This window comes from Phaeobacter sp. PT47_59, from assembly GCF_028890025.1.
Classification (GTDB): Bacteria; Pseudomonadota; Alphaproteobacteria; order Rhodobacterales; family Rhodobacteraceae; genus Phycobacter.
On the sequence record NZ_JARCJL010000001.1, the window covers coordinates 130,950 to 154,711 of the forward strand.

Sequence of the window (23,762 nt, forward strand, 5' to 3'; positions counted from 1 at the left end):
TCTAGGTCTTCTCTATTTCTTTCCCGCCTCAAAAACTGATTTCCGGCGCTTCGCCGCCCGCCTGTTGGAGCCAATATGTCCACCATCACCATCCACGACCCAAGCGGATCACATGCCTTTTCCAACCTGCTCGTCCATCGCGATCTTACCGGCGCAGAAGCCGTCCGGGTGAACTCCCGTTTAATCGAGGCACGTGGGAGCAATGGCCACACCTGGCAGGTACGCGGCGACTTTTCAGCGGTTTCTCCCGACCAAAGGAACGTGACCAGTATCACTCTGCTGCAGAACGGGGAAATCGTGGCTTCGGTGCGGGACTTCTCGCTCAGTTACAACCAACTCCGTACATACTCCCCCGTCCAGGTGGCACAGTTCCTCTTCGAAAGCGACGACAGGGTCGTGTCGCGCAGCTCTGCAGACGAGCGGTGGAATACAAGTCTGGGCAACGACCGGATTGAGCTGAACCGCGGCAATGACACCGTAGATGGCGGCTCCGGCACCGATACCTTTATCCTGCGCAGCAGTTTTTCCGAGGTTGAGATCACGCGCAACGGTCAGGGGATTGAGGTGAGCAGCGAATGGGGCACCGATCAGCTGAGGAATGTGGAGATTCTGGCGCTGGATGATCGTGTCATCAATCTGAACGCAGATCTGCCGGGAACCGACCCTGAACCGGAAGAACCAGAGGAACCCGCCGAGCCGACACCCGGCACCACCGGCGCCGATTACTTGGAAGGTGGCGGCTCAAATGACATGTTCCTGGGATTGCAGGGCGACGATGAGATCCAGTTGCGCGGCGGCGATGACCTCGCGCGCGGCGGCGCCGGGAATGATGTGATCTTCGGTGGTGACGGGGCGGATCAGATCCTCGGCAACCGGGGACGGGACAGCCTTTATGGCGGCGATGGCGACGACCGGCTGCTGGGCCATGGCGGCGCGGACTATCTGGATGGTGGCGATGCCTCCGATACGCTCCGCGGCGGCAAGGGCAAAGACACCCTGCGCGGGAACGATGGCGATGACCGGCTTGCAGGGGGCGCCGGACGGGATATCTTCGTGTTCCGCAGCGGCGATGGCAATGACACCATTACGGATTTCGAACTGGCACAAGACCGCATCAGCATCGAAACCGGCGCGCGGCAGATGACCGACCTGTCCTTTGAGCAGGACGGTCAGGACGTTGTCATTTCATTTGATGATGTAAGCTTGCGCATTCTGGACACGAACCAGAACGCCCTGCTTGAGGCCGAACTGTTCATCTTCGGCGGCTAGCAAGCGGTAAAAGGCGCCTCCCCGCAGCGCGATACTGCGGGGAGACCGTTTTTCCAATCAGACCGTCACAGATCAGTCCGTAACAGTGACCTTGGTCATCACATCGGGCTGACCGATCACGGATCCGTTCTGTCCGGCGCCGCGCTTGATGGCATCGACCACATCCATTCCCTCGGTCACCTTGCCAACCACGGTGTACTGGCCATTCAGGAAGTGGCCCGGGGCGAACATGATGAAAAACTGCGAGTTGGCGCTATTGGGGTTCTGGCTGCGCGCCATGCCGACGACACCGCGGTCATAAGCCACGTCAGAGAACTCGGCCGGCAGATCGGGACGGTCAGACCCGCCCATGCCCGCCATCCGCATGTCAGCGCCCAGCTTGCCATATTGCACATCGCCGGTCTGCGCCATGAAGCCTTCGATCACCCGGTGAAAGACAACGCCATCATACTTGCCTTCGGCGGCCAATGCAGTGATCTGCTCCACATGTTTGGGCGCGACATCTTCGAACAGGTCGATCTTCACGGTGCCATTGGCGCCCTCGCCCGCGATCTGGATTTCCAGACCCGAGGCAAAGGCAGAACCCGCAATCAGGGTCAGGGCTGCGGCAAGCTTAAGCATCTGCGGCCACCTTGACGCTGATCATGCGGTCGGGCTGCGCAGGCGGCTCGCCGCGGGTGATCGCATCCACGTGCTCCATGCCCTCGATGACGCGGCCATAGACGGTGTACTGGCCGTTCAGGAAGTGGTTGTCCTTGAAGTTGATGAAGAACTGCGAGTTGGCAGAATCCGGGTTGGCAGAGCGCGCCGCGCCCAGGGTGCCCCGGTCATGCGGCAGCTTGGAGAATTCCGCCGGAACGTTCGGCAGGTCGGAGCCACCGGTGCCCGCCATGCGCAGGTTGAACCCGTCTTCCATGTCGCCGTGCTGCACATCGCCGGTCTGCGCCATGAAGCCGTCGATCACGCGATGGAAAGCCACGTTGTCATATTCACCGGCGCGGGCCAGTTCCTTCATCCGCTCGCTGTGCTTGGGCGCCACATCCGGCAGCAGCTCGATCACCACATTGCCGTCCTTCAGCTCGATGATGATGGTGTTTTCCGGGTCCTTGATCTCGGCCATCTGGCCCTCCTGTCGTGTTTGCTTTGCCAGATACCTAAGGCCAGAGACCTTGAATGCCAAGCGTGAGCATTGACTGCAGGCGCAAAAGCTCCGAAACAGCGGCAAAGACATTTGCCAAAGACCGGAAGGAGCCTGAGGATGGGCTGGAATACCCTTGATGACATGGATCTGAGCGGCAAGCGCGTGTTGGTGCGCGTGGATATCAACGTGCCGATCGTCGATGGCGTTGTGACCGACTCGACCCGGATCCGCCGCATTGCCCCCACCGTGCGCGATATCCTGGACGCAGGCGGCAAGCCGATCCTGCTGGCCCATTTTGGCCGCCCGGGCGGTGAGCGCCGCGAGAACCTGTCGCTGAACCAGCTGATCCCGACATTGGAGCGCGCCTTTGAAACCCGCGTCCTGTTCGCCGCCGATTGCGTCGGCCCCGGCGCCGAGGCGGCCGCTGCCGCCCTGCAACCGGGTGAGGTTCTCTTGCTGGAAAACACCCGTTTCCATGCGGCGGAAACCAAGAATGACCCCGAACTGGCCGCAGGCATGGCGCGCCTGGGCGATGTCTACTGCAACGATGCCTTTTCCGCCGCCCACCGTGCGCATAGTTCGACCGAAGGCATTGCCCGGCTGTTGCCCGCCTGCGCGGGCCGTCTGATGCAGGCGGAACTCTCCGCCCTCGAAAGCGCCCTTGGCGCGCCGAGCCGTCCTGTGACCGCGGTTGTGGGCGGGGCCAAGGTTTCGACCAAGCTGGAACTCCTCAGCAACCTCATCACCAAAGTCGATTATCTGGTAATCGGTGGCGGCATGGCCAATACATTCCTGGTGGCCCAGGGCATCGACGTGGGCAAATCCCTGGCCGAACGCATCATGAAGGACACCGCCGCCGAGATCCTCGCCAAGGCCGAAAGTGCCGGCTGCAAGATCGTGCTGCCCTCGGATGTGGTGGTCGCGGAAACCTTTGCGTCGCATGCGCCGCACCAGGTGCTGCCCGCCGATCAATGCCCCGCAGGCAGCATGATCCTGGATGCCGGTCCCGAAAGCGTCGCCGCCATCACCGAGATCTTCGAGCAAAGCCGCACGCTGATCTGGAACGGGCCGCTTGGCGCCTTCGAGATGGAACCCTTTGACGCCGCCACCAATGCAGCAGCCCTGAAAGCCGCAGCGCTGACCCGCGCAGGCAAGCTGACCTCGGTTGCCGGTGGCGGCGATACGGTGGCGGCGCTCAATGCCTCCGGTGCGGCGCGCGATTTCACCTATATCTCGACCGCAGGCGGCGCCTTCCTGGAATGGATGGAAGGCAAGACCCTGCCCGGCGTCGCGGCGCTGGAACAGGACTGACCGGCGTCAGATCCCTGCCCGCCAGATGCCGGGCAGGGAAAACCTTTGCAGCATCAACCGGTGAGACGTTCCAGGATCGCCCTTTCATCGAGGCCCGTGACCGATCCCGGCAAGGAACCGCGCGCGCCTGACAGGCGGCTGGTGACATAGCCTTCGGCCACCGCATTTGGTGCCGTCTCCATCAGACAGGCCGCGGTCATGAGGGTTGCCAGGCTTTCAGCAAACCAGCGCGCCTCCCCTTCTGCGGGCAGGCCGGACCAGCGGTCGCGATGCGCCGCAAGTGCTTCGTCATAGCGGCGATCCCCGCCCCGCACCCGATCCAGCAGCGCGTTCAAGGCTTCACCCGCGCGCGGCTCCCGCGCCAGGCTGCGCAGGATATCGAGGCAGATCACATTGCCGGATCCCTCCCAGATCCCATTGAGCGGCGCCTCACGATACAGCATCGGCATCGGTGTCTCCTCGATGTAGCCCATCCCGCCCAGCACCTCCATCGCCTCTCCGATCACCGGGATGCAGCGTTTGTTGCCCAGGTATTTCGCCAGCGCCACGCCGATCCGCGCCAGGGCGCGGCTTTCGTCATCCTGCCGGTCAAAGGCCGCCGCCATCGCCATGCCAGAGGCCAGCGCCCCCTCGGTATCCAGCGCCAGATCCGCCAGCACCGACCGCATCAGCGGCTGGTCGATCAGCTTCTTCTGAAAGACCGATCTGCCCTGGACCCACCAGGCCGCCTCGGCCAGGGCCGCGCGCATCAGGCCTGCCGGGGCCAGCGCCGTATCAAGGCGAGTGTGATGCACCATTTCGATGATGGTCCGCACCCCAGCGCCCTCGTCGCCCAGCCGGTAGGCCAGCGCATCGACATATTCGATCTCGGAACTGGCATTGGCGCGGTTGCCGAGCTTGTCCTTCAGACGCTGCAGGCGGATGCCATTGCGCTCTCCTTCCAGCCAGCGCGGCACCAGGAAACAGGTGAGCCCGCCGTCTGCATAGGCCAGCGTCAGGAAGCCATCCGACATCGGCGCCGAGCAGAACCATTTGTGCCCCGTCAGCCGGTAGTGATCGCCATCCCGCACCGCACGGGTGCTGTTGGCGCGCACGTCCGATCCGCCCTGTTTCTCGGTCATCGCCATGCCCAGGGTCACACCCGCCTTCTGCTCCACCGGGCGGGTCGAGCCGTCATAATCGGGGCTGAGCAGCCGGGGAACCCAGACCTTGGCCAGATCCGCATCGGCTTGCAGCGCGGGCACGGCGGCATAGGTCATGGTCATCGGGCAGCAGACCCCCGGCTCCACCTGGTTGAGCATATAGACATGGGCCGCATGGGTCACATGGCCGCCCGGTGCCCCGCTCCAGGCGCTATGGGCGTAGCCCTGTGCCTTGGCCGCAGCCATGACCCGGTGATAGCCCGAGTTGAACTGCACCTCGTCCAGCCGATGACCCGAGCGCGCAAAGAGGGTCAGCCGCGGCGGATCCCGGCGGGCATCCTCTGCCGCCTGACGCAGGTCGGCGCTGCCATAGGTGGCCCCTGTCCGCTCCAGCGCCGCCGTATCACCACCGTGATGGCTCACCTGCTCTCGCAAGGCCCGGTCACCATCCCAAATCGCCCAGGCGCTCCGCGGTTGCGGCTGGTTTTCCACCGAATGGGTGCCAAGATCACTGCGGGGTGCGCTGGATCGGTGGGCGCCCGCTGCTGTGCCGGATTTGTCTTGTTCTTGCATGCTGTCTCCTCCATCCGGAGCGCAGCCTAACAAGGCCGAGGCCTGACGCCAGAGGCGTCGTTGCGTCAAACCGGATCGCAAAACCCGCAGGTCACCGCCGGTACAAACCGCAACGGCAAATTCAAAAGAAACCGGCAAAATTAACCATTTTTGGGATTCACAGAGCGATTCGCATATGGCATAGTACCTCAAGACATCGAGGTAATCGGTGCAAAAACAATATCTTGAGCAGTAGCATACAGGCAACTCCAACGTGACCCGAAGCAATACGCCATCCCTTGGCGCCTTTGTCTTTTTCTCCATCGCATTCGCGCTGAGTGCATATTTCACCTTTGCGGCGGTGCAGGGCGATTTCGGGTTGTTCAGAAGGGTCGAGATCCAGGCAGAAGCCGAAGAGCTTCGCCGGGATCTCGAGCTCCTTCAGGCAGATATCGCGAAGATGGAAAACAAGACCCACCGCCTGTCCGACGATTTCCTGGATCTTGACCTGCTCGACCAACAGGCCCGTTCGGTGCTTGGCCTGTTGCGCGCGGATGAGATCGTCATTCGCTGATCTCCCGGCCCCCCAACGCCCTCCCTGGTATACAGTCTGACCCACAGTATCGGCCGCCCTGTGGCGGTCACAAAGGTTTTATGGGCTTTTTTTGCTTTGTGATAACCCCATACAACAAAACCTCTCGCCAGCCGGTGCAAAATCCAATATGAATTAGTTTAACGCTAAACTATTCGGCATTAAGGGGGAGTCCGCCACCATGGCCGCCAGGAAAAGCACAAAGAAACCAAACGTTTCTGCTGACGAGCTGAAGACATACTACCGTGAAATGCTTCTGATCCGCCGATTCGAGGAGAAGGCGGGTCAGCTTTATGGGATGGGGCTGATCGGGGGCTTCTGCCACCTTTATATCGGTCAGGAAGCCGTTGTGGTCGGTCTGGAAGCCGCCGCCGAAGAGGGCGACAAGCGGATCACCTCGTACCGTGACCACGGTCATATGCTCGCCTGTGGCATGGATCCGGATGGGGTGATGGCCGAACTGACCGGCCGCGCGGGCGGGTATTCCAAGGGCAAGGGTGGCTCCATGCATATGTTCTCGAAAGAGAAGCATTTCTATGGTGGCCACGGCATTGTCGGCGCACAGGTGCCGCTGGGTGCCGGTCTGGCCTTTGCAGACAAATACAAGGGCAACGGCCGCGTGACCTTCACCTATTTCGGGGATGGCGCCGCCAACCAGGGCCAGGTTTACGAGGCGTTCAACATGGCCGCGCTCTGGGATCTGCCGGTGATCTTTGTGATCGAGAACAACCAATACGCCATGGGCACCTCCCAGGCCCGGTCCACCTCCACCCCTGACATCTACACCCGCGGTGCGGCATTCGGCATTCCGGGCGAAGCGGTCGATGGCATGAATGTGCTCAGCGTCAAGGAAGCCGGAGAGCGCGCCGTGGCCCACTGCCGTTCGGGCAAAGGGCCTTATATCCTGGAAGTGAAGACCTATCGCTATCGCGGCCACTCCATGTCGGACCCGGCGAAGTATCGCACCCGCGAGGAAGTGCAGAAGATGCGCAGCGAGCGTGACCCGATCGAACAGGTCCGCGAGATGCTGCTGACCGGGAAGCACGCCACCGAGGATGATCTGAAAGCGATCGACAAGGAGATCAAGGACATCGTCAACAAATCGGCGGAGTTCTCTAAGGAGAGCCCGGAGCCCAGCCTGGATGAGCTGTGGACCGATATCTATGCCGACGCAACAGATCAGCAGAGCGCCTGAGGGAGACAAAGAACATGGCAAGTGAAATCCTGATGCCCGCCCTGTCGCCGACCATGGAGGAAGGCACCTTGGCCAAATGGCTGGTCAAGGAAGGCGACACCGTGAGTTCCGGCGATATCATCGCCGAGATCGAGACCGACAAGGCCACCATGGAGTTCGAGGCGGTCGACGAAGGTGTGATCGGCAAGATCCTGATCCCCGAAGGCAGCGAAGGTGTGAAGGTCAACACCGCCATCGCCGTGCTGCTGGAAGAGGGCGAAAGCTATGATGCCGATACGGCATCCGCGCCTGCGGCGAGCGGAGGTGCGGCCCCGGTCGAGGCACCTGCGGCGCCCGCTCCCGTGCCCGCTGCTGCCGCAGCCCCCGCAGCACCCGAGGTGGACGACAGCCCCGACTGGCCCGAAGGCACCCCGACCGTGCAGACCACAGTGCGCGAGGCCCTGCGCGATGCCATGGCCGAAGAGATGCGCAGTGATGAGAACGTCTTCCTCATGGGCGAGGAAGTGGCCGAATACCAGGGCGCCTATAAGGTCTCCCAGGGGCTGCTGGATGAGTTCGGCCCCAAGCGGGTGATCGACACCCCGATCACCGAACATGGCTTTGCGGGCATTGCCACCGGTGCGGCCTTTGGGGGCCTTCGTCCCATCGTCGAATTCATGACCTTCAACTTCGCCATGCAGGCAATCGACCATATCATCAACTCGGCGGCCAAGACGCTCTATATGTCCGGCGGTCAGATGGGCGCGCCCATGGTGTTCCGCGGCCCCAACGGTGCCGCCGCCCGCGTTGGCGCCCAGCACAGCCAGGACTATGCCGCCTGGTACATGCAGATCCCCGGCCTGAAGGTCGCGATGCCCTATTCGGCAGCCGACGCCAAGGGTCTGATGAAAACCGCGATCCGTGACAACAACCCGGTGATCTTCCTGGAGAACGAGATCCTTTATGGCCGCTCCTTCGAGGTACCGAAACTGGATGACTTCACCGTTCCCTTCGGCAAGGCCCGGATCTGGCGCCAGGGCGAGGATGTGACCATCGTCTCCTTTGGCATCGGCATGCAGTATGCGCTGCAGGCGGCCGAGAAACTGGCGGGCGAAGGCATCAGCGCCGAGGTCATTGACCTGCGCACCCTGCGTCCGATGGACCTGCCGACGGTGATCAAATCGGTGATGAAGACTAACCGCCTGGTCACGGTGGAGGAAGGCTGGCCGCAAGGATCGGTCGGCAGCTACATCGCCTCCGAAGTGATGCAGCAGGCCTTTGACTACCTGGATGCGCCCGTGATCACCTGCACCGGCAAGGACGTGCCCATGCCCTATGCCGCGAACCTCGAAAAACACGCGCTGGTCACCACGGATGAGGTGATCGCAGCGGTGAAACAAGTGACCTACCGGTAAGGAGAGACAGCGATGCCGACAGAAATCCTGATGCCTGCCCTCTCTCCCACCATGGAGGAAGGCACGCTTGCGAAATGGCTGGTGAAGGAAGGCGATACCGTCGCCTCCGGTGATCTTCTGGCCGAGATCGAGACCGACAAGGCGACCATGGAGTTCGAAGCCGTGGACGAAGGCGTCATCGGCAAGATCCTCATCCTCGAGGGCACCGAAGGGGTGAAGGTCAATACCGCCATCGCCGTGCTGCTGGCCGATGGCGAAAGCGCCGATGATGTGGCCACAGCGCCTGCCCCGCAACCGGAAGCCGCTGCGGCGGCTGACGCGGGTGACAAGGCAGCCCCCGCAGGGGGCTCCGCGACACCCGCCGCCCCCGCGTCCCCTGCCCCGGCAGCCCCGGCCGCCGGGGATGGCAGCCGCATTTTTGCCTCTCCCCTGGCCCGTCGCATCGCGGCGGACAAGGGGCTAGATCTGGCAAGCATTGCAGGCTCCGGCCCGCGCGGGCGTATCGTCAAGGCGGATGTGGAAAACGCAACTGCGGCACCGCAACCGGCGGCGGCCTCGGCAGCTCCTGCCCCAGCTGCCAGCGCAGCCCCCGCAGCGGCCCCGGCGGCGGCGCCCACTGGCCCCTCTGCCGATATGGTCGCCAAGATGTACAACGGCCGTGCGTACGAGGAGATCAAGCTCGACGGCATGCGCAAGACCATCGCGGCGCGCCTCAGCGAGGCCAAGCAGACCATCCCGCATTTCTACCTGCGCCGGGATATCCAGCTGGACGCGCTGCTGGCCTTCCGCAGCCAGCTGAACAAGCAGCTCGAAGGGCGCGGCGTGAAGCTGTCGGTCAATGACTTCATCATCAAGGCCCTGGCCAATGCGCTGCAAACCGTGCCCGAGGCCAACGCCGTCTGGGCGGGCGACCGGGTGCTGCAGATGAAATCCTCCGATGTGGCCGTGGCCGTGGCCGTCGATGGCGGCCTCTTTACCCCGGTGCTGCAGGATGCCGACATGAAGTCCCTGTCGGCACTGTCGACCGAGATGAAGGACCTCGCCGCCCGTGCCCGCGACCGCAAGCTGGCGCCTCATGAGTACCAGGGCGGATCTTTTGCAATCTCGAATCTGGGCATGTTCGGCATCGACAATTTCGACGCCATCGTGAACCCGCCCCATGCCGGGATCCTGGCGGTGGGCGCGGGCAGCAAGAAGCCGGTTGTCGGCGCGGATGGCGAGTTGAAGGTCGCAACCGTGATGAGCGTCACCATGTCGGTGGATCACCGTGTGATCGATGGTGCCCTTGGCGCCAACCTGCTGGCCGCCATCGTCGAGAACCTGGAGAACCCGATGGTCATGCTGGCCTGAGCCTCTTTTTCAGGGAATTTTCAGAAACGCGGTCGCTCACCCGGCCGCGTTTTTCTTTGCCCAGATGAGACACCTCTCTGCTCCCTTCAGGCGTCGAAGTTCACTCAAGCGAAACCACCATGACAGCCATGTAACAACGAGATGACAAACACATCATAGTTGCATGAAAACAAAGATACATTCCAATAGCGGATATAACTCCTTAACTGTAGTTCGGCAGCCAGTATCACATATGCACCTTGCAGAGACTGGATCATGCCCTCTTCTCCCTCTTCTTTCGCCCCCTCTCCTTCACCGACAGGCCGCTCGCCGCGTCTTAAATCGATGAACCTGCGTATCGCGGCCCTGGTGTCGGTGTTTTCGCTATTGGTGGCGATCCCGGTTGCAATCCTGGCCGGTCAGCGGATGCAGACCCAGGCCATCGCCGCCCTGCAGGTGCTGGAACAGGAATTGACCACCGTCGCAGCCCAGCAGATCGAACAGCCCCTGAAGCTGGGGTTCTCCGGCACGGTTGAAAAACGGCTGCAACATGTGATCGACCGCGCCGGCGACAGTTTCGTCTTTGCCAAAGTCATCAAGGCAGATGGCGTGGTCATGGCCGAGCTTGGCGCCCTGGACCAGCCCGCGCTTCAGCGCCTGCAGGACCGCGCTGCAGAGGTGCAGAACAGTTCTGAACCCTGGTCCTCGCACAGCGGGTTTGAAGTCGTTTTCCCGATCCTATCGAAGAAAGGCAAGATGCGCGGCACCCTGATCATGGTCTGGGATCCCGCGCCGCGGCTGGCGGAAGTCTGGGCAGGCTTGCAACGGGATCTGGCGATTGGCGCCGGGCTTCTGCTGCTCTCGGTCCTGATCTGCGTGGTGATCCTGAAACGCACCCTGGGGCGCCCGCTCACCGATCTTGCCGCAGCATTGGAGCGGATCGACAATGGGCTTTACCACCACCGCATCCCGGCCACCGGACGGTCGGATGAGCTGGGCCAGATCGCGCGGCGGATCGAGACGCTGCAACAGAGCCTGTCGAAGGCGGAAGAGGTCTCCAACCAGCGGCAGGCGGAACAGCTACAGCAGGCCCGCGCCGTTGAGGAAATGCGCAAGGGGCTGGCGGCGCTGGCCCGCCGCGATCTGGCCTACCGGATGACCGCCAAACTGGCCCTGGCTTATGAACCGCTGCGCGCCGATTTCAACACCGCCCTGGGCAGCATCTCTGACACCATGGGTGAAGTCCTTGGCACCTCCACCGCGGTCACGCTTCAGTCCTCGGGTATCGATCAGGGCTCGGGCACATTGTTTTCCCGCATTGCCGAGCAATCCCAGACCATCGGTGCGATCTCCAGCCAGATGGTCCATATCACCGACTCGGTCGTCGATGCCGCCGATCAGGCCCGTTCGGTTGAAGGGCTGGCTGCCACCGCCGTGCGGGAGGCCGAGACCAGCAGTGAGGTGGTTCGACAGGCCGTCGCCGCCATGAGCGAATTGGAAGAAAGCGCCAGCGAGATTTCCACCATCATCGGTGTGATCGATGATATCGCCTTCCAGACCAACCTGCTGGCGCTGAATGCCGGTGTCGAGGCGGCCCGGGCCGGTACGGCGGGGGCCGGGTTTGCCGTCGTCGCCAGCGAGGTCCGCACCCTGTCGCAGCGCACCACCGAGGCCGCCACCAAGATCAAGACCCTGATCACCCAGGCCACTGGTCATATCAGCACCGGTGTTGCCGAGGTCAACAACACAGGAAACGCCCTTGGCAGCATCAAGACGAGCCTGGACACCATCGCCGAGAGGATCAGTTCCTCGGCGCAGAAGGTCAGCAGCGATTCCGAGCTGTTGCGCAACCTGTCGGCCGAGCTGAACCAGCTGGGCGCAGCGACACAGGACAACCGCAGCATCGTGTCCGACACGGTCGAAGCCGCTCAGAAATTGGGGAGCGATGCAAAGCGGCTGGATACCCTGGTCGAAGCCTTCCGCCTGCCCTCTCAATTGGCCGCCGTGATGCAGCCGAACAAGGGGCCAGCCAGAGGTCCGGCGAGACCTCCGCAGGCAGCCTGACACCTGCAAGCGCAGCCACGATCAACAGCCGGGGTGAGGGTGGGCTGACATAAGGCCGCCCGCCGCCGAGGACAGATCCCTGCCAAGGATGACAGTGGTTGAGAACGCTCGGGCGTTCATACCAGGGAAGCAGTGTTGCGCTGTCAGCTCTTGCTGGCCAGCACCTGATTCATGCTGACCGCCGGTTGATCGCAGCCCGCCTCGCCGACGATACGGGCCGGAACGCCCGCCACGGTCTTGCAGGGGGGCACGTCTTCCAGCACCACCGAGCCCGCGGCGATGCGGCTGCAATGCCCGATGCGGATATTGCCCAGCACCTTGGCCCCGGCCCCGATCAGCACACCGTCCTCGATCTTGGGGTGGCGATCCTCTTCTTCCTTGCCGGTGCCGCCCAGGGTCACCGAATGCAGCATCGAGACATTGTCACCCACCACGGCAGTTTCGCCAATGACGATGGAATGAGCGTGGTCGATCATGATGCCCTGGCCGATACGGGCCGCCGGGTGAATATCGACACCGAAGATCTCTGAGATCCGCATCTGGAAGAAATAGGCCAGATCGAAATCGCCTTGTGTCCACAGCCAGTGCGCCACGCGGTAGGCCTGCACGGCCTGGTAGCCCTTGAAGTAGAGGATCGGCTGCAACAGGCGATGGCAAGCCGGATCGCGTTCATAGACCGCCATCAGGTCGGCGCGCGCTGCGGCAACCAGTGCAGGATCCGCTTCATAGGCGCTTTCGACGATCTCCCGCAGGATCACCATCGACATCTCGTTCGAACACAGTTTGGCGGCGATGCGATAGGAGAGCGCCTTCTCTATGGTCGGGTGGTGCAGGATACAGGCATGGATCAACCCTCCCATCAAGGGCTGCTTGTCAACGGCCTCCTGCGCCTCCTTGGCGATCCGGTCCCAGACAGGATCCAGCGGGGAGATGGCTTTGCGGGTCTTGATCATGGCGATACATCCTTTTCTGCCCCTTAGGATATGTATCTAACGCAGGAAAGGCCAAACGCAAATCTGTGAACATGATAATTCTTGTTCTTGATGAAAGCGCAAGACGCGCGCACCACCGCGCCGCGCGACAGCGCGGCGACCGGCCCAACGGGTGCGCTGCTCTGTCCCAGAGCAACCAGCACCGGGCGGGAGCCTCCCCCGTTTCACGCGCTTCATCGCTGCACCCGATGCAAAACCGCCTGCAGGACCGTGATCAGGCACCTCAGGTAGTCCGGGTTGTCCAGGGTCGGCTCATCGGCCAGCACATGTTTTCGCGCCGCCGCACTCAATGAGCCATCCCCCCAGCCCGGATGCAACCGCCCTTCCCGATCGCTCCAGCGGCGGGCCTTGTCGGCGCCGCAGAAAATCGCCGTGCAAAGCGCCTGCCGCTGGGACCGAGGCACCGAAAGCAAGGCCCGCGCCACAGCCGTGACATCACCCGGCAGAACCGGGCGCCTCATGCCAGTTCGGCCACAGCGGCAAAGCCTGCCCCGTAGCGGTCCGACAGCTGCGCCACTTCGATCCGGTCTCCCGGCGCCGCACCATCCGCCGCCTGCATCAAGGTGGTATAGGTCCATTCCGCTGTCGTGCTGATCGCCTCGCGCAACAGGGTGGCACCCGCCATGACCCTGACCCGGTATTGCTCGCTGGCTTCGCCAAGGGGCACCTCTGGTAGATCCCAGCTGTCACCCTCGATCCGGGTGCGCCGGATCCAACCCGCCTGCAGATCCGCGCCCAGCGCGCCGGAAAGGCGCAGATGCACCGGCGCATAGGGGCGCAAGCCGTTGCCATCAAAGGCCTCGATCCGATGTACGTAAGAGGGATCCTCATAGCCGCGCCGGGCCGGGCCGATCCGATAGTGGCGGGCAATCCGCCGCTGCGCCAGGGCCAGTTCCAACTGCACCTGTGTCCCGTCCAGAAGCACCACGTATGACCCTTGCGGCCAGACCTCGGGCATCAGCCCGTCACTGCCAAGCTGCCCGCGCAATCTCCCGCGCAGGAAATAAGTATTGGGCGCCACCAGCTCTGCCTCGCGGAACTGGAACACTTCCCAGTTGCCATTGCTGCCGTCCCCGATGGCCGCCACATTGGCGCCATTGAGCACCGCCAGCGCCTCGCGCGTCTCCAGCTGGCCGGAAATCAGCCGCAGCTGCAGATCCGCGCCCAGATCCCAGCGCCCCACCGGCCCCGCCGCCAGCGGCGTCTCGGTGACACCGACCACTGAACGGGCCGCGACGATCTCTTCCAGAACATAGCCCTCATCCGCCTGCGCGCCATAGACGGCGACGGTCCCCGGCCAGGGCTGGGCGGTAAGAGCCAGATGCGGCGCATGGGGCACCTCTTCACCGGTCATCAGGGGAAGATCCATGAACAGGGGCAGCACCGGCGTCGGGGCCACGAATTCATTCACCCCGGGAAGATCCTCCGGCACATCCGCCGGGAGATAGACGCCAGGATCAATCCGCACCGCCTCCACCAGTTGCGCCTCTGCCATCTCGATCCGATCCAGACGAAAGAGCGCAGTCCCGGTCTGATCCGCATGTACCGTACTTGGGTCCGGCATGGAGCCCGGCAGTTCCACCACATCACCAACCGCCAGCCCGAGCAGCGAGGGCGGCAGGACAAACCGCGCGCTGTCGCGCGATATGCGCGCCTCGACCAGCCAGCGTTCCACCGTCTGACGTGCCTCGGCCCGGGTCATGACAAGCGGGAGGTCACTCTGGCTCACTGCGTGGGTAGCGTCATCGGGCAGCACCGCCTCCTCGGAGGCGAGATCGAAATTCGCCCCCCATTGGGCAAAGCGCAGCCGAACCCGTCCTGCCAGTTCCGCCTCTCCACTGCGGTGATGGGCGATGCTACCCTCCACCTCGGCGCTGTCCACCAGCAGATCCGGAGACAGGGTTCGTACATCCGTTCCCGTCCGCAGGCGGAACCGCAGCAGCCCGTCCTGTTCGATCGCATCAAACCCATGGCGCAGCATCAGGGGCTGCAGCGCCGCGCGGGCCTCTTGCGTTCCCTCTAGACTATACCCATGCACCATACCGTAGAGCGCGCTGATATCCGTCGCGGTGACATCCGAAGCTTCGCAGAGTTCCCGCACCACCGAGGCAAGCGTGCGCTGCCCGGCACGCCCATTGAGCCAATGGCCCCGCAGATAATTCTCGCCATCACTCCAGATCTCGACCGCATTGGGAAAGGCCGGAAACGGGCGTGCATCCCAGGCCCAGACATAGGCGTTGGCCATATCCAGCATCGGCCCGCCATATTCAGAGGAGATCGGGTTGTGCGCCGGATCGCTCCAATAGCCCAGCATGGCGCGCAGATAGTGCAGCTGGATCAGATCGTCACGCTGCCCATTGGAGAATTTCGGCAATTTGGATTCCGAGCTTTTCGGATCCAGGAACTTGTTGGGCTGATTGGTGCCCCTGTCGATGGCTGCACATCCCAGTTCCGTGAACCAGATCGGTTTACTCTGCGGCTCCCATGCGGTGGGAAAGGGCTGTCGTACGCCGTTGATCCTCTCGTGATGGGTATTCCCCCACCAGTTGCGAATGTCCTTGTAGCGCCAGATCCAGGGTTCATCATGGGCGCCATCGGTGATCGGCGTGCGGATCTGGGCCACTTCGGCCTCGGGCGAGTGGTAGAACCAGTCATAGCCCTCGCCCCCCTCGATATTGCCGCGCAGGTAGTCAAGGTCATAGATCGCGGGCACACCCGCCTCTGCGTCCAGGTGATCCTCTCCCTGGCGCCAATCCGACAGCGGCATGTAATTGTCGATCCCGATGAAATCGATCTGCGGATCCGCCCAGAGGGGATCGAGGTGAAAGTACCGGTTCCCCTCGGGGCTGGTATAGCCCCAGTATTCCGACCAATCCGCCGCATAGCCGATCTTGACCTCGGCCCCGAGGATCTGGCGTACCTCACCTGCAAGATCTCGCAGAGCCTCCACCGCAGGAAACGCGCTGGCTCCGCGGATCTGGGTGAGGCTGCGCATTTCAGAGCCGATACAAAAGGCCTCGACCCCGCCCGCCGCCGCACAGAGGGCCGCGTTATGCAGGATGAAGCGCCTGAGCCCCCAATCCTCTGGTCCTGTATAGCTGACAGCGCCATCTGTGACCGTGAAATCCGCCGCCACAGCCTGCCCCATGAAGGTGGCAACCTCGGCATCGGCTGCGGCTGTGCGATCGGGGCTGCCGTCGCGCCCCGGCGCAACCGACAGGGTGATGCGCCCGCGCCAGGGCAGGTGCGGCTGGTCGCTTTTGTCGCTCCAGGGATCGGGCAAACCATTGCCCGCGGGCTGGTCCATCAGGATGAACGGGTAGAACATCACCCGCCGCCCCTGATCCCGCAGGGTCTGGATCGCCTCGATCACCGCAGCATCCGCCGGGGTGCCGCCATAGACCGGGTTCTCCTCTTCGTCCTTCAGCACCTCGTCGGCGCTGGCGCGGGACACGCCAGAGACCACCCAGGGCATGGTAACCCCATCGGCCTGCTTCTGTTCGACTTTCGGTTTGATCCGGCATGCGCCGCAGCGCAGGTCATCCCCGAACCACGAGACGATCAGCGAGGCCGCATCGCAGGCAGGCAACTCGTCCTCCAACGCCTTCAGTGACGTCACAAGATCGGTCTGCCCCGAGGGCGTATGGGTATTGGCCGCGCGCATGTCGCCGGGACCACCCGAGTAATTCACCGGGCTGGCCGCGAGCGCATATTCGCCGGTGCCGGGCATCAGCGCCACGCCGCGCAGCAGTTGGGCCGGGTCGTGAGCGTAGTCGGGGCTATTTGGCTGTTCTCCCCGGATCACCTCGAAGGAAAACTGTGGCACCCGGTTGCCGAAACGCTCCAGCTGGACATTCTCCATCACCACATAGGCCGTGCCGCGATAGGCGGGCACCTCGCCTGCGCCTTCCACCGCCTCCATCAGCGGATCGGGCGCCTGCTCGGCTGTGCCCCGGTAAACGGTCATGTTGAGATCCAGCGGCGAGACCTCCTCCCCATCGGCCCAGACCCGGGCAACCGAGGTGATCTCTCCTTCGCATAGGGCAATGGCCAGCGAGACGGAATAGCTGTAGCGCGTTACGCTGGGCTGGCGCGGCGCCCCCTTGCCGCCGCCGCTAGTTTCACTGTTTTCCAGGAACCGGGTGGCCCAGATCACCTGACCGCCGACGCGGGTGCGGCCAAAAACCTGGGCGATGGGTTCGCCCTCGCTGGCCTGGGTCAGGCGGAACTGGCTGATCCGGCCGGTTTCAACCGGATCCGACCCGGCACCGAACAGGCGTTCGTCCATGGCCCGGCCCAGCGTCGCACCAATGGCGCGGCCGATCGCCACCGAAGACAGCCCGGCCACGGTGCCGCCCACCGCACCACCGATCGCGGCACCCGCCGCCGAAAGAAGAATGGTCGCCATCAGAGAACCTCTTGAGGAAATGCAAAGCGCGCCACGATGCGGCGCTGCCAGGGGGTGCTAAGCGCGCATTCCACCACGCCGCGCCCCGCATAGGCGTGTATGAACCGCGGCCCCTGCCCCCCCAAGCCGCCCAGCCGCGACTGCACGCCAAGATGTTTCGCCACCGATCCCGCCCGCATGCGAAACAACAGCACATCCCCCAAATCGGCCCTTTCGACGGGTTTGGGTCGCAAATGCTCCCGTGCGGCCTGCCAGAGGCGTTCCTGTCCCTGCGGTTCGGACCAATCCATCGTGTAGGGCGGCAAGGGGGCGGGTTCCACGCCAAGCGCCTCGCGCCAGATCCCCCGGATCAGCCCGAGGCAATCACAGCCTGCCCCCCGGCGGCTAGCCTGATGTACATAGGGTGTACCCAGCCAGCCCCGTGCACGGGCGGCGATCCCCGCGCCGCTCATCTGCGGCTGCCCCCGGTGTTGATGCCGGTGGATTTTGGCACGGACATCACCCAGTCCTCTCCGGGGATATCGGGAAAGCCTCGGTAGTTCAGCAGGTTGTTGAACTTGAGCCGACAAGTCTCCATGCGCTTGTCGCAGCCCGCCTCCAGCCGGACCAGATCACCGGCGGCGATAGCTGCGCGCAAAGGCTCCCAGAGTTCGATCCGGCGTCCGCTTGCATCGCTGCGGTCCTGTTTGATCGCGCTCCACAGCCCCTGCGCCGCCCCGCTCAGGACCGTCAGGCGGCCGCGGGTGAACCATTCCGGCTCAAACCCCGCCAGATCCGACCAGAAGAACACGCGCCCCTCCTCGACCTGCTCCACCGCGCGCTCTGCCGCATATCCCGGCGTATCCAGATCGAAACCACAGCTCCGATCCCCCAGAACGGCGGTACAGGGTTTCTGATAGATCCGCCCCAATGGCCGGTTCAGCCCCTCGCTGAGACCGCGCAGTTCGGCTTCAAAGGCGCCCCCGGCCCGGCGCAGCTCTCCGATGGAGCCGCGAAACTGCAACCACCGCACCGAGACATCCCGCCAGTTCACTAGCCAGCAGCGCACATCGGCGCCGTCAAACCGCCCCGCTTCGATGTCTTCCTCGCGCAACCCCGCATCCGAGAGCGCCCCCAGTGCCTCGGTATTGTCCACCGACAGCCCCGTGGCCTGTTGCAGCGCGCGGGCCGTCATGCCGCAGTTTGCTTTGAACAGCATGGTGTCAAAGACAAGATCGCGGTCGTGATCGGTGAACCCGTAGAAGGTGCCATCGGCACGGGTCAGCGCCCAGGCCCGGCACAGGCTGGTGTTGCCAGTGGCAACGTGATCCAGGAAGGCTTGCGACGGTCCCGCCATCAGATGCGCACCTCCACGATCGGCACGGACGGCACATCGCCCGCCTTGAAGGAGGCAACGCTGGTCAGGATCTGATCGGTGTCAAAGCGCACCGGCACGTCAAATTCAAATCCCGCCACCACCTGCAGGCCAACCTCGGGCGGGTGCGACAGGGTGATCATCCCGGTGGTCGTGTCCAGATCATAATCGACGCTTTCGCGCAGCTCCTCCTGCTCGATCCCCAGCCGCACCGAACCCGAGACCGGTTTTGCGATGGGTCTTTGATAGATCACATCGCCCGAGCGATAGGATTTCACCAGCTGAAACTCCACCGTGGCCCCATCACCAAGGCCAATCACCTCGTCGCGGAAATCCACTTCGGCGGTGGCGCGGGCGGATTTGTAATCCGACCAATCCTTCCAGCGAAAGCCGTACAGCTGCCCCTGGCGGGCTTCGAAAAAGGCAATCAGCAGCTCCACATCATCGAGCGAGCGCAGCCCCAGCCCGGCATCATAACGCCGCCGCGAATGGGCCCAGGGGGTGTTGCGCTCCTCATGGCCATTGGTCAGCGTCACGATATCGGTGCGCCGCTGCGGCCCGCCGACCGAGCCAAAGCTGAGCGAGGCCGGAAATCGGACATCGTGAAAATTCATCGTGGGATCTCCTGTTTCGGATCAGCGGGTGTTTTTCAGCGGTTGCGGGCGCCATGGCCCAGGGCGCGGGACAGCCGCGCGGCGATCTGGCCCTGGCTGCGCTGGAACCCCTGTACGTCGGGCGTGGTGATATTCATCACCACCTGCATGGGGCGCCCGCCGGAACTGCTGACCCCAAGCGAGCCATCGGCGGCGCGGCGCAGGGGCAGGATCGCCTCGGGGCCTGCCTCCCCCATCAGGCCGGTGCCGCCGCGCATCGGAAACAGGGTGGCGCCGCTGACCACACCGCCACGGGCAAAGGGCATCACCCGGCCTTCGGAAAAGGCAGCGCCCTCGGCAAAGGGCAGAAGGCCGCTGACAAGGTTCCCCACGCCCGTTGCCAGCAGGCCACCCACATGATCGGTCACCGGGCGAATGGCCGCATTATAGGTGGTGCGCAGCATCGAGCGCGCAACCGTATCCAGCGCATCCGACAGGCTGCGCCCATCAAAGACCACGCCTTCAAAGGCGCGCCGCAAGCCCCGCGACATGCCCCGTTCCAGCGTCTGCACATCCTTGCCGGTGGCGGCAAAGGCATCGCGCACCCGGCGCAATTCGGTGTCGAAACTGGCGGCCATGCCGGCAGCCTCGCCCAGGGCATCCCCCAGCGCCTCGCTGCGCAGTTCCAATTCTGCGATCTCACTCTCGGCCATCCAAAGCCTCCTTCGTCTTCGGCGTATCGGGAAAGGCTCGCATCAGGTCCTGCAGCCCGGCGCGATCCATCGTCCCTGGCGCCTGCTGGCCCAGCATCAGGCGCAGCTCCGCAGGCGTCAGGCGCCAAAAGGTGTCGGGCGTGAGCCGCAGCCCCGACAGACCAAGCCGCATCAGCGCGGGCCAGTCAAAGCCGCTCATTCCTGTTCCTCTGGGAGGGTGAAACTCCGTGCCAAGAGCTGCGCCGCGATCCGCGCCGCCGCCATCGGCCCGCCGTCAATCTCGGCCTGCGCCAGGTCGGCCGCCTTCAGATCATGGCCGCCGCCCTCAAGACCCGCCGCAATCAGCGACAGAATATCGCGAGCGGAAAACCGTCCTTCCTCAAACCGTTTCACCAGGTCCACCAGCGATCCATCGGCGAGGCTCTGCTCCAGGTTGGCAAGCGCACCAAGCGTCAACTTCAACGCATAAGCCCTTCCATCGATGACGATTTCAACCTCGCCTGCAAAGGGGTTCGCCATGAGTCAGACCGACGTGAAGGCCAGCACACCGGCACTGGCAAGGGCCAGCTCATAGGTGGCCTCGCCATTATGGGTGCCGGCATATTCCAGCGCAGTCACCTGAAACGGGCCTTCGATGATGCCGAAATCGGGGACAACCACCTGGAAATCCGGGGTGATCCCGTCAAAGAACAGCTGCCGTGCGCGCTCATCCGTGCCCTCATCGCGAAACACGCCAGAGCCCGAGATATTGGCCGAGCGCACCCCGGCGCCGGACAGAAGCTCGCGCCAGCCGCCCTGGCTTTCGAGGCTGGTGACATCAACGCTTTCGGCGTTGAAACTGATCCGCGTGGCTCGCAGCCCCGCGATGGTTTCGAACTGACCATCGCCGGTCATATCCACCTTGATCAGCAGATCCTTGCCATTCTGTGCACCCATGGGGTCACTCCACTTGCTATATGATTACAAAGGTTTGCACCCTATTTTTAACAGGATCAGCCATCCTCGACCCGTGCCGCAAAGCGCAGGATGATGCTGCGCCCGCCATCTGTCAGGCGCTCGGCTGCGGCGCGTTCGAACCACAGGCCCACAAGCCGCCCGCGCGACAGGGTCAGCGGCGCATCGATCAGCGCATCGCAGACCGCCGCCGCAACCGCCTTGGCCGCCGAAAACCCGGCGGTGTCGGAAAAGACGCTGACGGTAAAGCGATGGCGCGCACCGGCGCCGGTGATGTCGGACCGGTCCTCCACCTCTTCCGGGCCAAGGGCCACATAGGTCTGCGGCAGGGTGCCGGAGGGCAGCGCATCATAGAGATCGGAGCCGATCAGGGCCGTTAGCCCGGCATCCGCTGCGAGATGCTGATACACGGCCGATTGCAGCGCGTCGGACAGGGCATAGGTCATGCAGCCACCTCCTCGAGAGCGAAACAGGTGAGGTAGCGCCCGCGCGCGTCCGCCTCGCTGACCGCATCGATGCGAAACAGCCGGACGCCATCGCGAAACCGCTGATCCGGGCGCGGGCGCGAGGTGGCCCCGGTCGGCGCCGCCCGCACCGTGATCCGATAGCGCTGCAATGACAGGCTGCCGCCCTCCAGGTCCGCGTTGCGCCCGCTCAGCGCTGTGACCTCGGCCCAGAGCGTGCCAAGCGCCGTCCAGCTTTCCACATAGCCCCCCGCTCCATCAGGCAGACGCTGAGGGTCTTCCAGAACCAAGGGCCGGTTCAATCGCGGCGCAGGGGCAAGATCGGTCATTGTACCATCCCCAGCGACAGCCGCGGCGCGCGGTAGCGTTCGATCAGGCTGGTCACGCCAAAGGGCATGCAGCCACCGTGCAATCCGGTATCCTCGCGGTATTCGTAGTAATGCGCGGCCAGCATCAGCACCGCCTGTGCCAGATCGGCAGGCAGATCCCCCCAAGTGGCGCCCAAACCGGCCAGGAAGGTGATGCGCACCAAGCCGGACCCCGACACCAGAGGCAAATGCGTGCTCACCGGGCAGAGTTTGGGATGGTGGGTGTCCTGTTCCAGATGGTAAAGCGCAGGATCCAGCGGGGTCTCGTTGCCATCGGCATCGACAAAGATCACCGAAGAGACCGACACCACCGGCGCAACCGGCAGGACCGCAGCGCGCGCATCGCGCCAGCGGGACAGCTGCCATTGGAATGAGCGCTGGATCAGGGCCTTGCCGGTGCGCGCCTCGATCGCAGAGATCGCCGCACGCAGAAAGCCGTTCAGCACGCTGTCCTGCAGGCTGTCTTCGATAAACCCCGTGCCCAGTCGCAGATGCGCCTTGAAGGCCACGAGCGGCAGGGCGCTATCGGGCACGGGCGTCCCTTCGGTCAAAATCATCTCATCTCTCCGCACTTCCCCGCGTTGTCCGGGCCTGGCGCCAGTATCCCCCAAGGCTGATCCGGTGCAGCGGGCGCAGATCCTCCCTGCCGCTCGGACGGAGGGGGAGCAGCTGGACGACAGGGAATATGTGATATGCGCCCGCCGACGGGTCCGGGCTGCCGGTCCCGTCATCGGTCCAAAGCGGTTAGCTCAGGCCGAATTTCAGCAGCTTGATGGCGGCAAAATCGCTGACATCGCCGCCAATGCGTTTGGTGGCATAGAACAGCACATGGGGTTTGGCGCTGAAGGGATCCCGCAGCACCCGCGGATCCGGACGTTCGGCAATGGTGTAGCCTGCAGCAAAGTCGCCAAAGGCCACGGAATAGCTATCGGAGGCGACATCCGGCATATCCTCGGCCACCAGCACCGGATAGCCCATCAGCCGCGCTGGCTCCCCCGCGGCCAGCCCATCGGACCACAGGAATCGGCCATCGGCATCCTTCAACTTCCGGATCACCCCGGCGGTCTTGGAATTCATCACGAAAGAGGCGCCAGCGCGATACTGCGCCCCCAGCGCATAGACCAGATCGATGATCGCATCGCCATTGCCGATGTCCCCATCAACACCGGTCGGAACATAGCCAAGGCTGCCCCAGGCCCAGACATCATTGTCCACGGTCGGATGGGTCAGGATGCCGGTGGGTTTGTCCACCCCGTCACCGGTCAGGAAGGTCGCCGCCTCGGCACGGGCGAACTTGTCGGCAATCCGCCCCGCCAGCCAGCCCTCGATATCAAAGGCACTGTCATCCAACAGCCGCTGCGAGGCCTTGGGAAGCGCGCTCAGTTCATGCAAGGGAATGGTGATCCGGTCGATCGACGGGGTAGCGGTTTCCGCCGTGGGGTCGGTTTCTGTTGCCCAGCCGGCCCCCACATCAGTGTGATCGATCAGCACGTCGTATGACGTCGCCTCCACATTCACGACCGAGGCCACGGCACGGATCGAGGCGGTCGATTGAAGCACCGATTTCACCGTCTCGGCGGTTTGTGGATCCACCAGATAACCGCCATCGCTGTTCACCGCCGTCGACATGGATTTGGCATCCAGGTCAAGGCCGCGCAATGCCCCTTCGTCGCCAGAGCGTAGATAGGCGCCAAAGGCCTTTTGATGGGGGGCACCGATATCGTCGTCGGCGGCAAGATGGGGGCGCGCCACCACATGGTTTTTGTGATCCAGCATTGTCATTCGCTCTTCCGTCTGTTTCAGTTTCGCCTGCACTTCACCCTGGAACCCCCTGAAGTCCTTGATAAAGCCAGAAACGGCCTGACGGACTTCCTGCACCAGTGGCACCGCATCTCCGGCCACGGCCGGGATTTCCTGTTTGCTCATC

24 protein-coding genes are annotated in these 23,762 nt (G+C 63.6%); 7 read left to right on the plus strand and 17 right to left on the minus strand.

From position 1 onward, the window contains the following. Nucleotides 1-75 precede the first annotated feature (75 nt). Complete coding sequence (locus PXK01_RS00575) at nt 76-1,269, plus strand: calcium-binding protein (RefSeq protein WP_274858429.1); 1,194 nt, start codon at nt 76-78, stop codon at nt 1,267-1,269. Between the two features lie 72 nt (nt 1,270-1,341). On the opposite strand, the gene PXK01_RS00580 is transcribed toward PXK01_RS00575, so the two are convergent. Both PXK01_RS00580 and PXK01_RS00585 read right to left on the minus strand, forming a co-directional pair. Beyond that, a complete protein-coding gene (locus tag PXK01_RS00580; RefSeq protein ID WP_274846767.1) occupies nt 1,342-1,890 on the minus strand; it encodes a peptidylprolyl isomerase in 549 nt (182 codons plus the stop codon). Next, nucleotides 1,883-2,389 carry a peptidylprolyl isomerase gene (locus PXK01_RS00585; RefSeq protein WP_274846766.1) on the minus strand — a complete coding sequence of 169 codons (507 nt, stop codon included), beginning with the start codon at nt 2,387-2,389 and terminating at the stop codon, nt 1,883-1,885. The genes PXK01_RS00580 and PXK01_RS00585 overlap by 8 nt, the downstream gene beginning before the upstream one ends. Nucleotides 2,390-2,527: 138 nt before the next feature. On the opposite strand from PXK01_RS00585, the gene PXK01_RS00590 reads away from it, so the two are divergent. Beyond that, on the plus strand, nt 2,528-3,721 hold the full coding sequence (locus tag PXK01_RS00590) for a phosphoglycerate kinase (protein ID WP_274846765.1): 1,194 nt from the start codon (nt 2,528-2,530) through the stop codon (nt 3,719-3,721). 53 nt (nt 3,722-3,774) lie between these two features. Here PXK01_RS00590 and PXK01_RS00595 read toward each other — a convergent pair whose 3' ends face one another. Next, nucleotides 3,775-5,436: an acyl-CoA dehydrogenase family protein gene (locus tag PXK01_RS00595; protein WP_274858431.1), complete on the minus strand. Its 1,662-nt coding sequence runs from the start codon at nt 5,434-5,436 to the stop codon at nt 3,775-3,777. Between the two features lie 253 nt (nt 5,437-5,689). On the opposite strand from PXK01_RS00595, the gene PXK01_RS00600 reads away from it, so the two are divergent. From PXK01_RS00600 to PXK01_RS00620, 5 genes are all read left to right on the plus strand, one after another. Continuing rightward, nucleotides 5,690-5,989: an FtsB family cell division protein gene (locus PXK01_RS00600; RefSeq protein ID WP_274858432.1), complete on the plus strand. Its 300-nt coding sequence runs from the start codon at nt 5,690-5,692 to the stop codon at nt 5,987-5,989. Nucleotides 5,990-6,188: 199 nt separating this feature from the next. Continuing rightward, the gene (gene pdhA / locus PXK01_RS00605; protein ID WP_274858433.1) at nt 6,189-7,202 is read left to right on the plus strand and encodes a pyruvate dehydrogenase (acetyl-transferring) E1 component subunit alpha; all 1,014 of its coding nucleotides are present in this window, start codon (nt 6,189-6,191) and stop codon (nt 7,200-7,202) included. 14 nt (nt 7,203-7,216) lie between these two features. Then, nucleotides 7,217-8,596, plus strand: coding sequence for a pyruvate dehydrogenase complex E1 component subunit beta (locus PXK01_RS00610; RefSeq protein ID WP_274858434.1), 1,380 nt, complete (start codon nt 7,217-7,219; stop codon nt 8,594-8,596). A gap of 12 nt (nt 8,597-8,608) precedes the next feature. Further along, nucleotides 8,609-9,946 (plus strand): pyruvate dehydrogenase complex dihydrolipoamide acetyltransferase, encoded by a 1,338-nt coding sequence (locus PXK01_RS00615; protein WP_274858435.1) that lies wholly within the window; start codon nt 8,609-8,611, stop codon nt 9,944-9,946. Nucleotides 9,947-10,270: 324 nt separating this feature from the next. Continuing rightward, nucleotides 10,271-11,989 (plus strand): methyl-accepting chemotaxis protein, encoded by a 1,719-nt coding sequence (locus PXK01_RS00620; RefSeq protein WP_274858436.1) that lies wholly within the window; start codon nt 10,271-10,273, stop codon nt 11,987-11,989. A 143-nt stretch (nt 11,990-12,132) separates the two neighbouring features. Here the strand turns inward: PXK01_RS00620 and cysE are convergent, their stop codons facing one another. The 14 genes from cysE to PXK01_RS00690 all read right to left on the minus strand — a co-directional run bounded on the left by cysE (nt 12,133) and on the right by PXK01_RS00690 (nt 23,761). Then, a complete protein-coding gene (gene cysE / locus PXK01_RS00625) occupies nt 12,133-12,942 on the minus strand; it encodes a serine O-acetyltransferase (protein WP_274846758.1) in 810 nt (269 codons plus the stop codon). Nucleotides 12,943-13,154: 212 nt separating this feature from the next. Further along, a complete protein-coding gene (locus PXK01_RS00630; protein ID WP_274858437.1) occupies nt 13,155-13,442 on the minus strand; it encodes a DUF7742 family protein in 288 nt (95 codons plus the stop codon). Then, entirely contained in the window at nt 13,439-17,389 is a 3,951-nt protein-coding gene (locus PXK01_RS00635) for a baseplate multidomain protein megatron (RefSeq protein WP_274858438.1), read from the minus strand. Before PXK01_RS00635 ends, PXK01_RS00630 begins: the two co-directional genes overlap by 4 nt. Beyond that, entirely contained in the window at nt 17,389-17,841 is a 453-nt protein-coding gene (locus PXK01_RS00640; RefSeq protein ID WP_274858440.1) for an NlpC/P60 family protein, read from the minus strand. The genes PXK01_RS00635 and PXK01_RS00640 overlap by 1 nt, the downstream gene beginning before the upstream one ends. Then, nucleotides 17,838-18,725, minus strand: coding sequence for a DUF2163 domain-containing protein (locus tag PXK01_RS00645; RefSeq protein ID WP_274858441.1), 888 nt, complete (start codon nt 18,723-18,725; stop codon nt 17,838-17,840). The genes PXK01_RS00640 and PXK01_RS00645 overlap by 4 nt, the downstream gene beginning before the upstream one ends. Next, nucleotides 18,725-19,357, minus strand: a complete 633-nt coding sequence (locus tag PXK01_RS00650; RefSeq protein ID WP_274846753.1) for a DUF2460 domain-containing protein — start codon at nt 19,355-19,357, stop codon at nt 18,725-18,727. The genes PXK01_RS00645 and PXK01_RS00650 overlap by 1 nt, the downstream gene beginning before the upstream one ends. 35 nt (nt 19,358-19,392) lie before the next feature. Beyond that, nucleotides 19,393-20,049: a phage tail tape measure protein gene (locus tag PXK01_RS00655; protein ID WP_274846752.1), complete on the minus strand. Its 657-nt coding sequence runs from the start codon at nt 20,047-20,049 to the stop codon at nt 19,393-19,395. Beyond that, entirely contained in the window at nt 20,036-20,248 is a 213-nt protein-coding gene (locus tag PXK01_RS00660) for a rcc01693 family protein (RefSeq protein ID WP_274846751.1), read from the minus strand. Before PXK01_RS00660 ends, PXK01_RS00655 begins: the two co-directional genes overlap by 14 nt. Beyond that, a complete protein-coding gene (locus PXK01_RS00665; protein WP_274858442.1) occupies nt 20,245-20,568 on the minus strand; it encodes a gene transfer agent family protein in 324 nt (107 codons plus the stop codon). The genes PXK01_RS00660 and PXK01_RS00665 overlap by 4 nt, the downstream gene beginning before the upstream one ends. A gap of 3 nt (nt 20,569-20,571) precedes the next feature. Further along, entirely contained in the window at nt 20,572-20,985 is a 414-nt protein-coding gene (locus PXK01_RS00670; RefSeq protein WP_274858443.1) for a phage major tail protein, TP901-1 family, read from the minus strand. Nucleotides 20,986-21,041: 56 nt separating this feature from the next. After that, nucleotides 21,042-21,449 carry a DUF3168 domain-containing protein gene (locus PXK01_RS00675; RefSeq protein WP_274846748.1) on the minus strand — a complete coding sequence of 136 codons (408 nt, stop codon included), beginning with the start codon at nt 21,447-21,449 and terminating at the stop codon, nt 21,042-21,044. Next, nucleotides 21,446-21,796, minus strand: a complete 351-nt coding sequence (locus tag PXK01_RS00680; protein ID WP_274846747.1) for a head-tail adaptor protein — start codon at nt 21,794-21,796, stop codon at nt 21,446-21,448. Before PXK01_RS00680 ends, PXK01_RS00675 begins: the two co-directional genes overlap by 4 nt. Next, nucleotides 21,793-22,392 carry a head-tail connector protein gene (locus PXK01_RS00685; protein WP_274858444.1) on the minus strand — a complete coding sequence of 200 codons (600 nt, stop codon included), beginning with the start codon at nt 22,390-22,392 and terminating at the stop codon, nt 21,793-21,795. The genes PXK01_RS00680 and PXK01_RS00685 overlap by 4 nt, the downstream gene beginning before the upstream one ends. A 187-nt stretch (nt 22,393-22,579) precedes the next feature. Beyond that, complete coding sequence (locus PXK01_RS00690; protein ID WP_274858445.1) at nt 22,580-23,761, minus strand: phage major capsid protein; 1,182 nt, start codon at nt 23,759-23,761, stop codon at nt 22,580-22,582. Nucleotide 23,762 lies beyond the last annotated feature (1 nt).

Excerpts from the sequence above, each read along its gene's own strand:
- PXK01_RS00575 (WP_274858429.1), top strand. The coding sequence starts at position 76 with ATGTCCACCATCACCATCCACGACCCAAGCGGATCACATGCCTTTTCC.
- PXK01_RS00580 (WP_274846767.1), bottom strand. The coding sequence starts at position 1,890 with ATGCTTAAGCTTGCCGCAGCCCTGACCCTGATTGCGGGTTCTGCCTTT.
- PXK01_RS00585 (WP_274846766.1), bottom strand. The coding sequence starts at position 2,389 with ATGGCCGAGATCAAGGACCCGGAAAACACCATCATCATCGAGCTGAAG.
- PXK01_RS00590 (WP_274846765.1), top strand. The coding sequence starts at position 2,528 with ATGGGCTGGAATACCCTTGATGACATGGATCTGAGCGGCAAGCGCGTG.
- PXK01_RS00595 (WP_274858431.1), bottom strand. The coding sequence starts at position 5,436 with ATGCAAGAACAAGACAAATCCGGCACAGCAGCGGGCGCCCACCGATCC.
- pdhA (WP_274858433.1), top strand. The coding sequence starts at position 6,189 with ATGGCCGCCAGGAAAAGCACAAAGAAACCAAACGTTTCTGCTGACGAG.
- PXK01_RS00610 (WP_274858434.1), top strand. The coding sequence starts at position 7,217 with ATGGCAAGTGAAATCCTGATGCCCGCCCTGTCGCCGACCATGGAGGAA.
- PXK01_RS00615 (WP_274858435.1), top strand. The coding sequence starts at position 8,609 with ATGCCGACAGAAATCCTGATGCCTGCCCTCTCTCCCACCATGGAGGAA.
- PXK01_RS00620 (WP_274858436.1), top strand. The coding sequence starts at position 10,271 with ATGAACCTGCGTATCGCGGCCCTGGTGTCGGTGTTTTCGCTATTGGTG.
- cysE (WP_274846758.1), bottom strand. The coding sequence starts at position 12,942 with ATGATCAAGACCCGCAAAGCCATCTCCCCGCTGGATCCTGTCTGGGAC.
- PXK01_RS00630 (WP_274858437.1), bottom strand. The coding sequence starts at position 13,442 with ATGAGGCGCCCGGTTCTGCCGGGTGATGTCACGGCTGTGGCGCGGGCC.
- PXK01_RS00635 (WP_274858438.1), bottom strand. The coding sequence starts at position 17,389 with ATGGCGACCATTCTTCTTTCGGCGGCGGGTGCCGCGATCGGTGGTGCG.
- PXK01_RS00640 (WP_274858440.1), bottom strand. The coding sequence starts at position 17,841 with ATGAGCGGCGCGGGGATCGCCGCCCGTGCACGGGGCTGGCTGGGTACA.
- PXK01_RS00645 (WP_274858441.1), bottom strand. The coding sequence starts at position 18,725 with ATGGCGGGACCGTCGCAAGCCTTCCTGGATCACGTTGCCACTGGCAAC.
- PXK01_RS00650 (WP_274846753.1), bottom strand. The coding sequence starts at position 19,357 with ATGAATTTTCACGATGTCCGATTTCCGGCCTCGCTCAGCTTTGGCTCG.
- PXK01_RS00655 (WP_274846752.1), bottom strand. The coding sequence starts at position 20,049 with ATGGCCGAGAGTGAGATCGCAGAATTGGAACTGCGCAGCGAGGCGCTG.
- PXK01_RS00660 (WP_274846751.1), bottom strand. The coding sequence starts at position 20,248 with ATGAGCGGCTTTGACTGGCCCGCGCTGATGCGGCTTGGTCTGTCGGGG.
- PXK01_RS00665 (WP_274858442.1), bottom strand. The coding sequence starts at position 20,568 with ATGGCGAACCCCTTTGCAGGCGAGGTTGAAATCGTCATCGATGGAAGG.
- PXK01_RS00670 (WP_274858443.1), bottom strand. The coding sequence starts at position 20,985 with ATGGGTGCACAGAATGGCAAGGATCTGCTGATCAAGGTGGATATGACC.
- PXK01_RS00675 (WP_274846748.1), bottom strand. The coding sequence starts at position 21,449 with ATGACCTATGCCCTGTCCGACGCGCTGCAATCGGCCGTGTATCAGCAT.
- PXK01_RS00680 (WP_274846747.1), bottom strand. The coding sequence starts at position 21,796 with ATGACCGATCTTGCCCCTGCGCCGCGATTGAACCGGCCCTTGGTTCTG.
- PXK01_RS00685 (WP_274858444.1), bottom strand. The coding sequence starts at position 22,392 with ATGATTTTGACCGAAGGGACGCCCGTGCCCGATAGCGCCCTGCCGCTC.
- PXK01_RS00690 (WP_274858445.1), bottom strand. The coding sequence starts at position 23,761 with ATGAGCAAACAGGAAATCCCGGCCGTGGCCGGAGATGCGGTGCCACTG.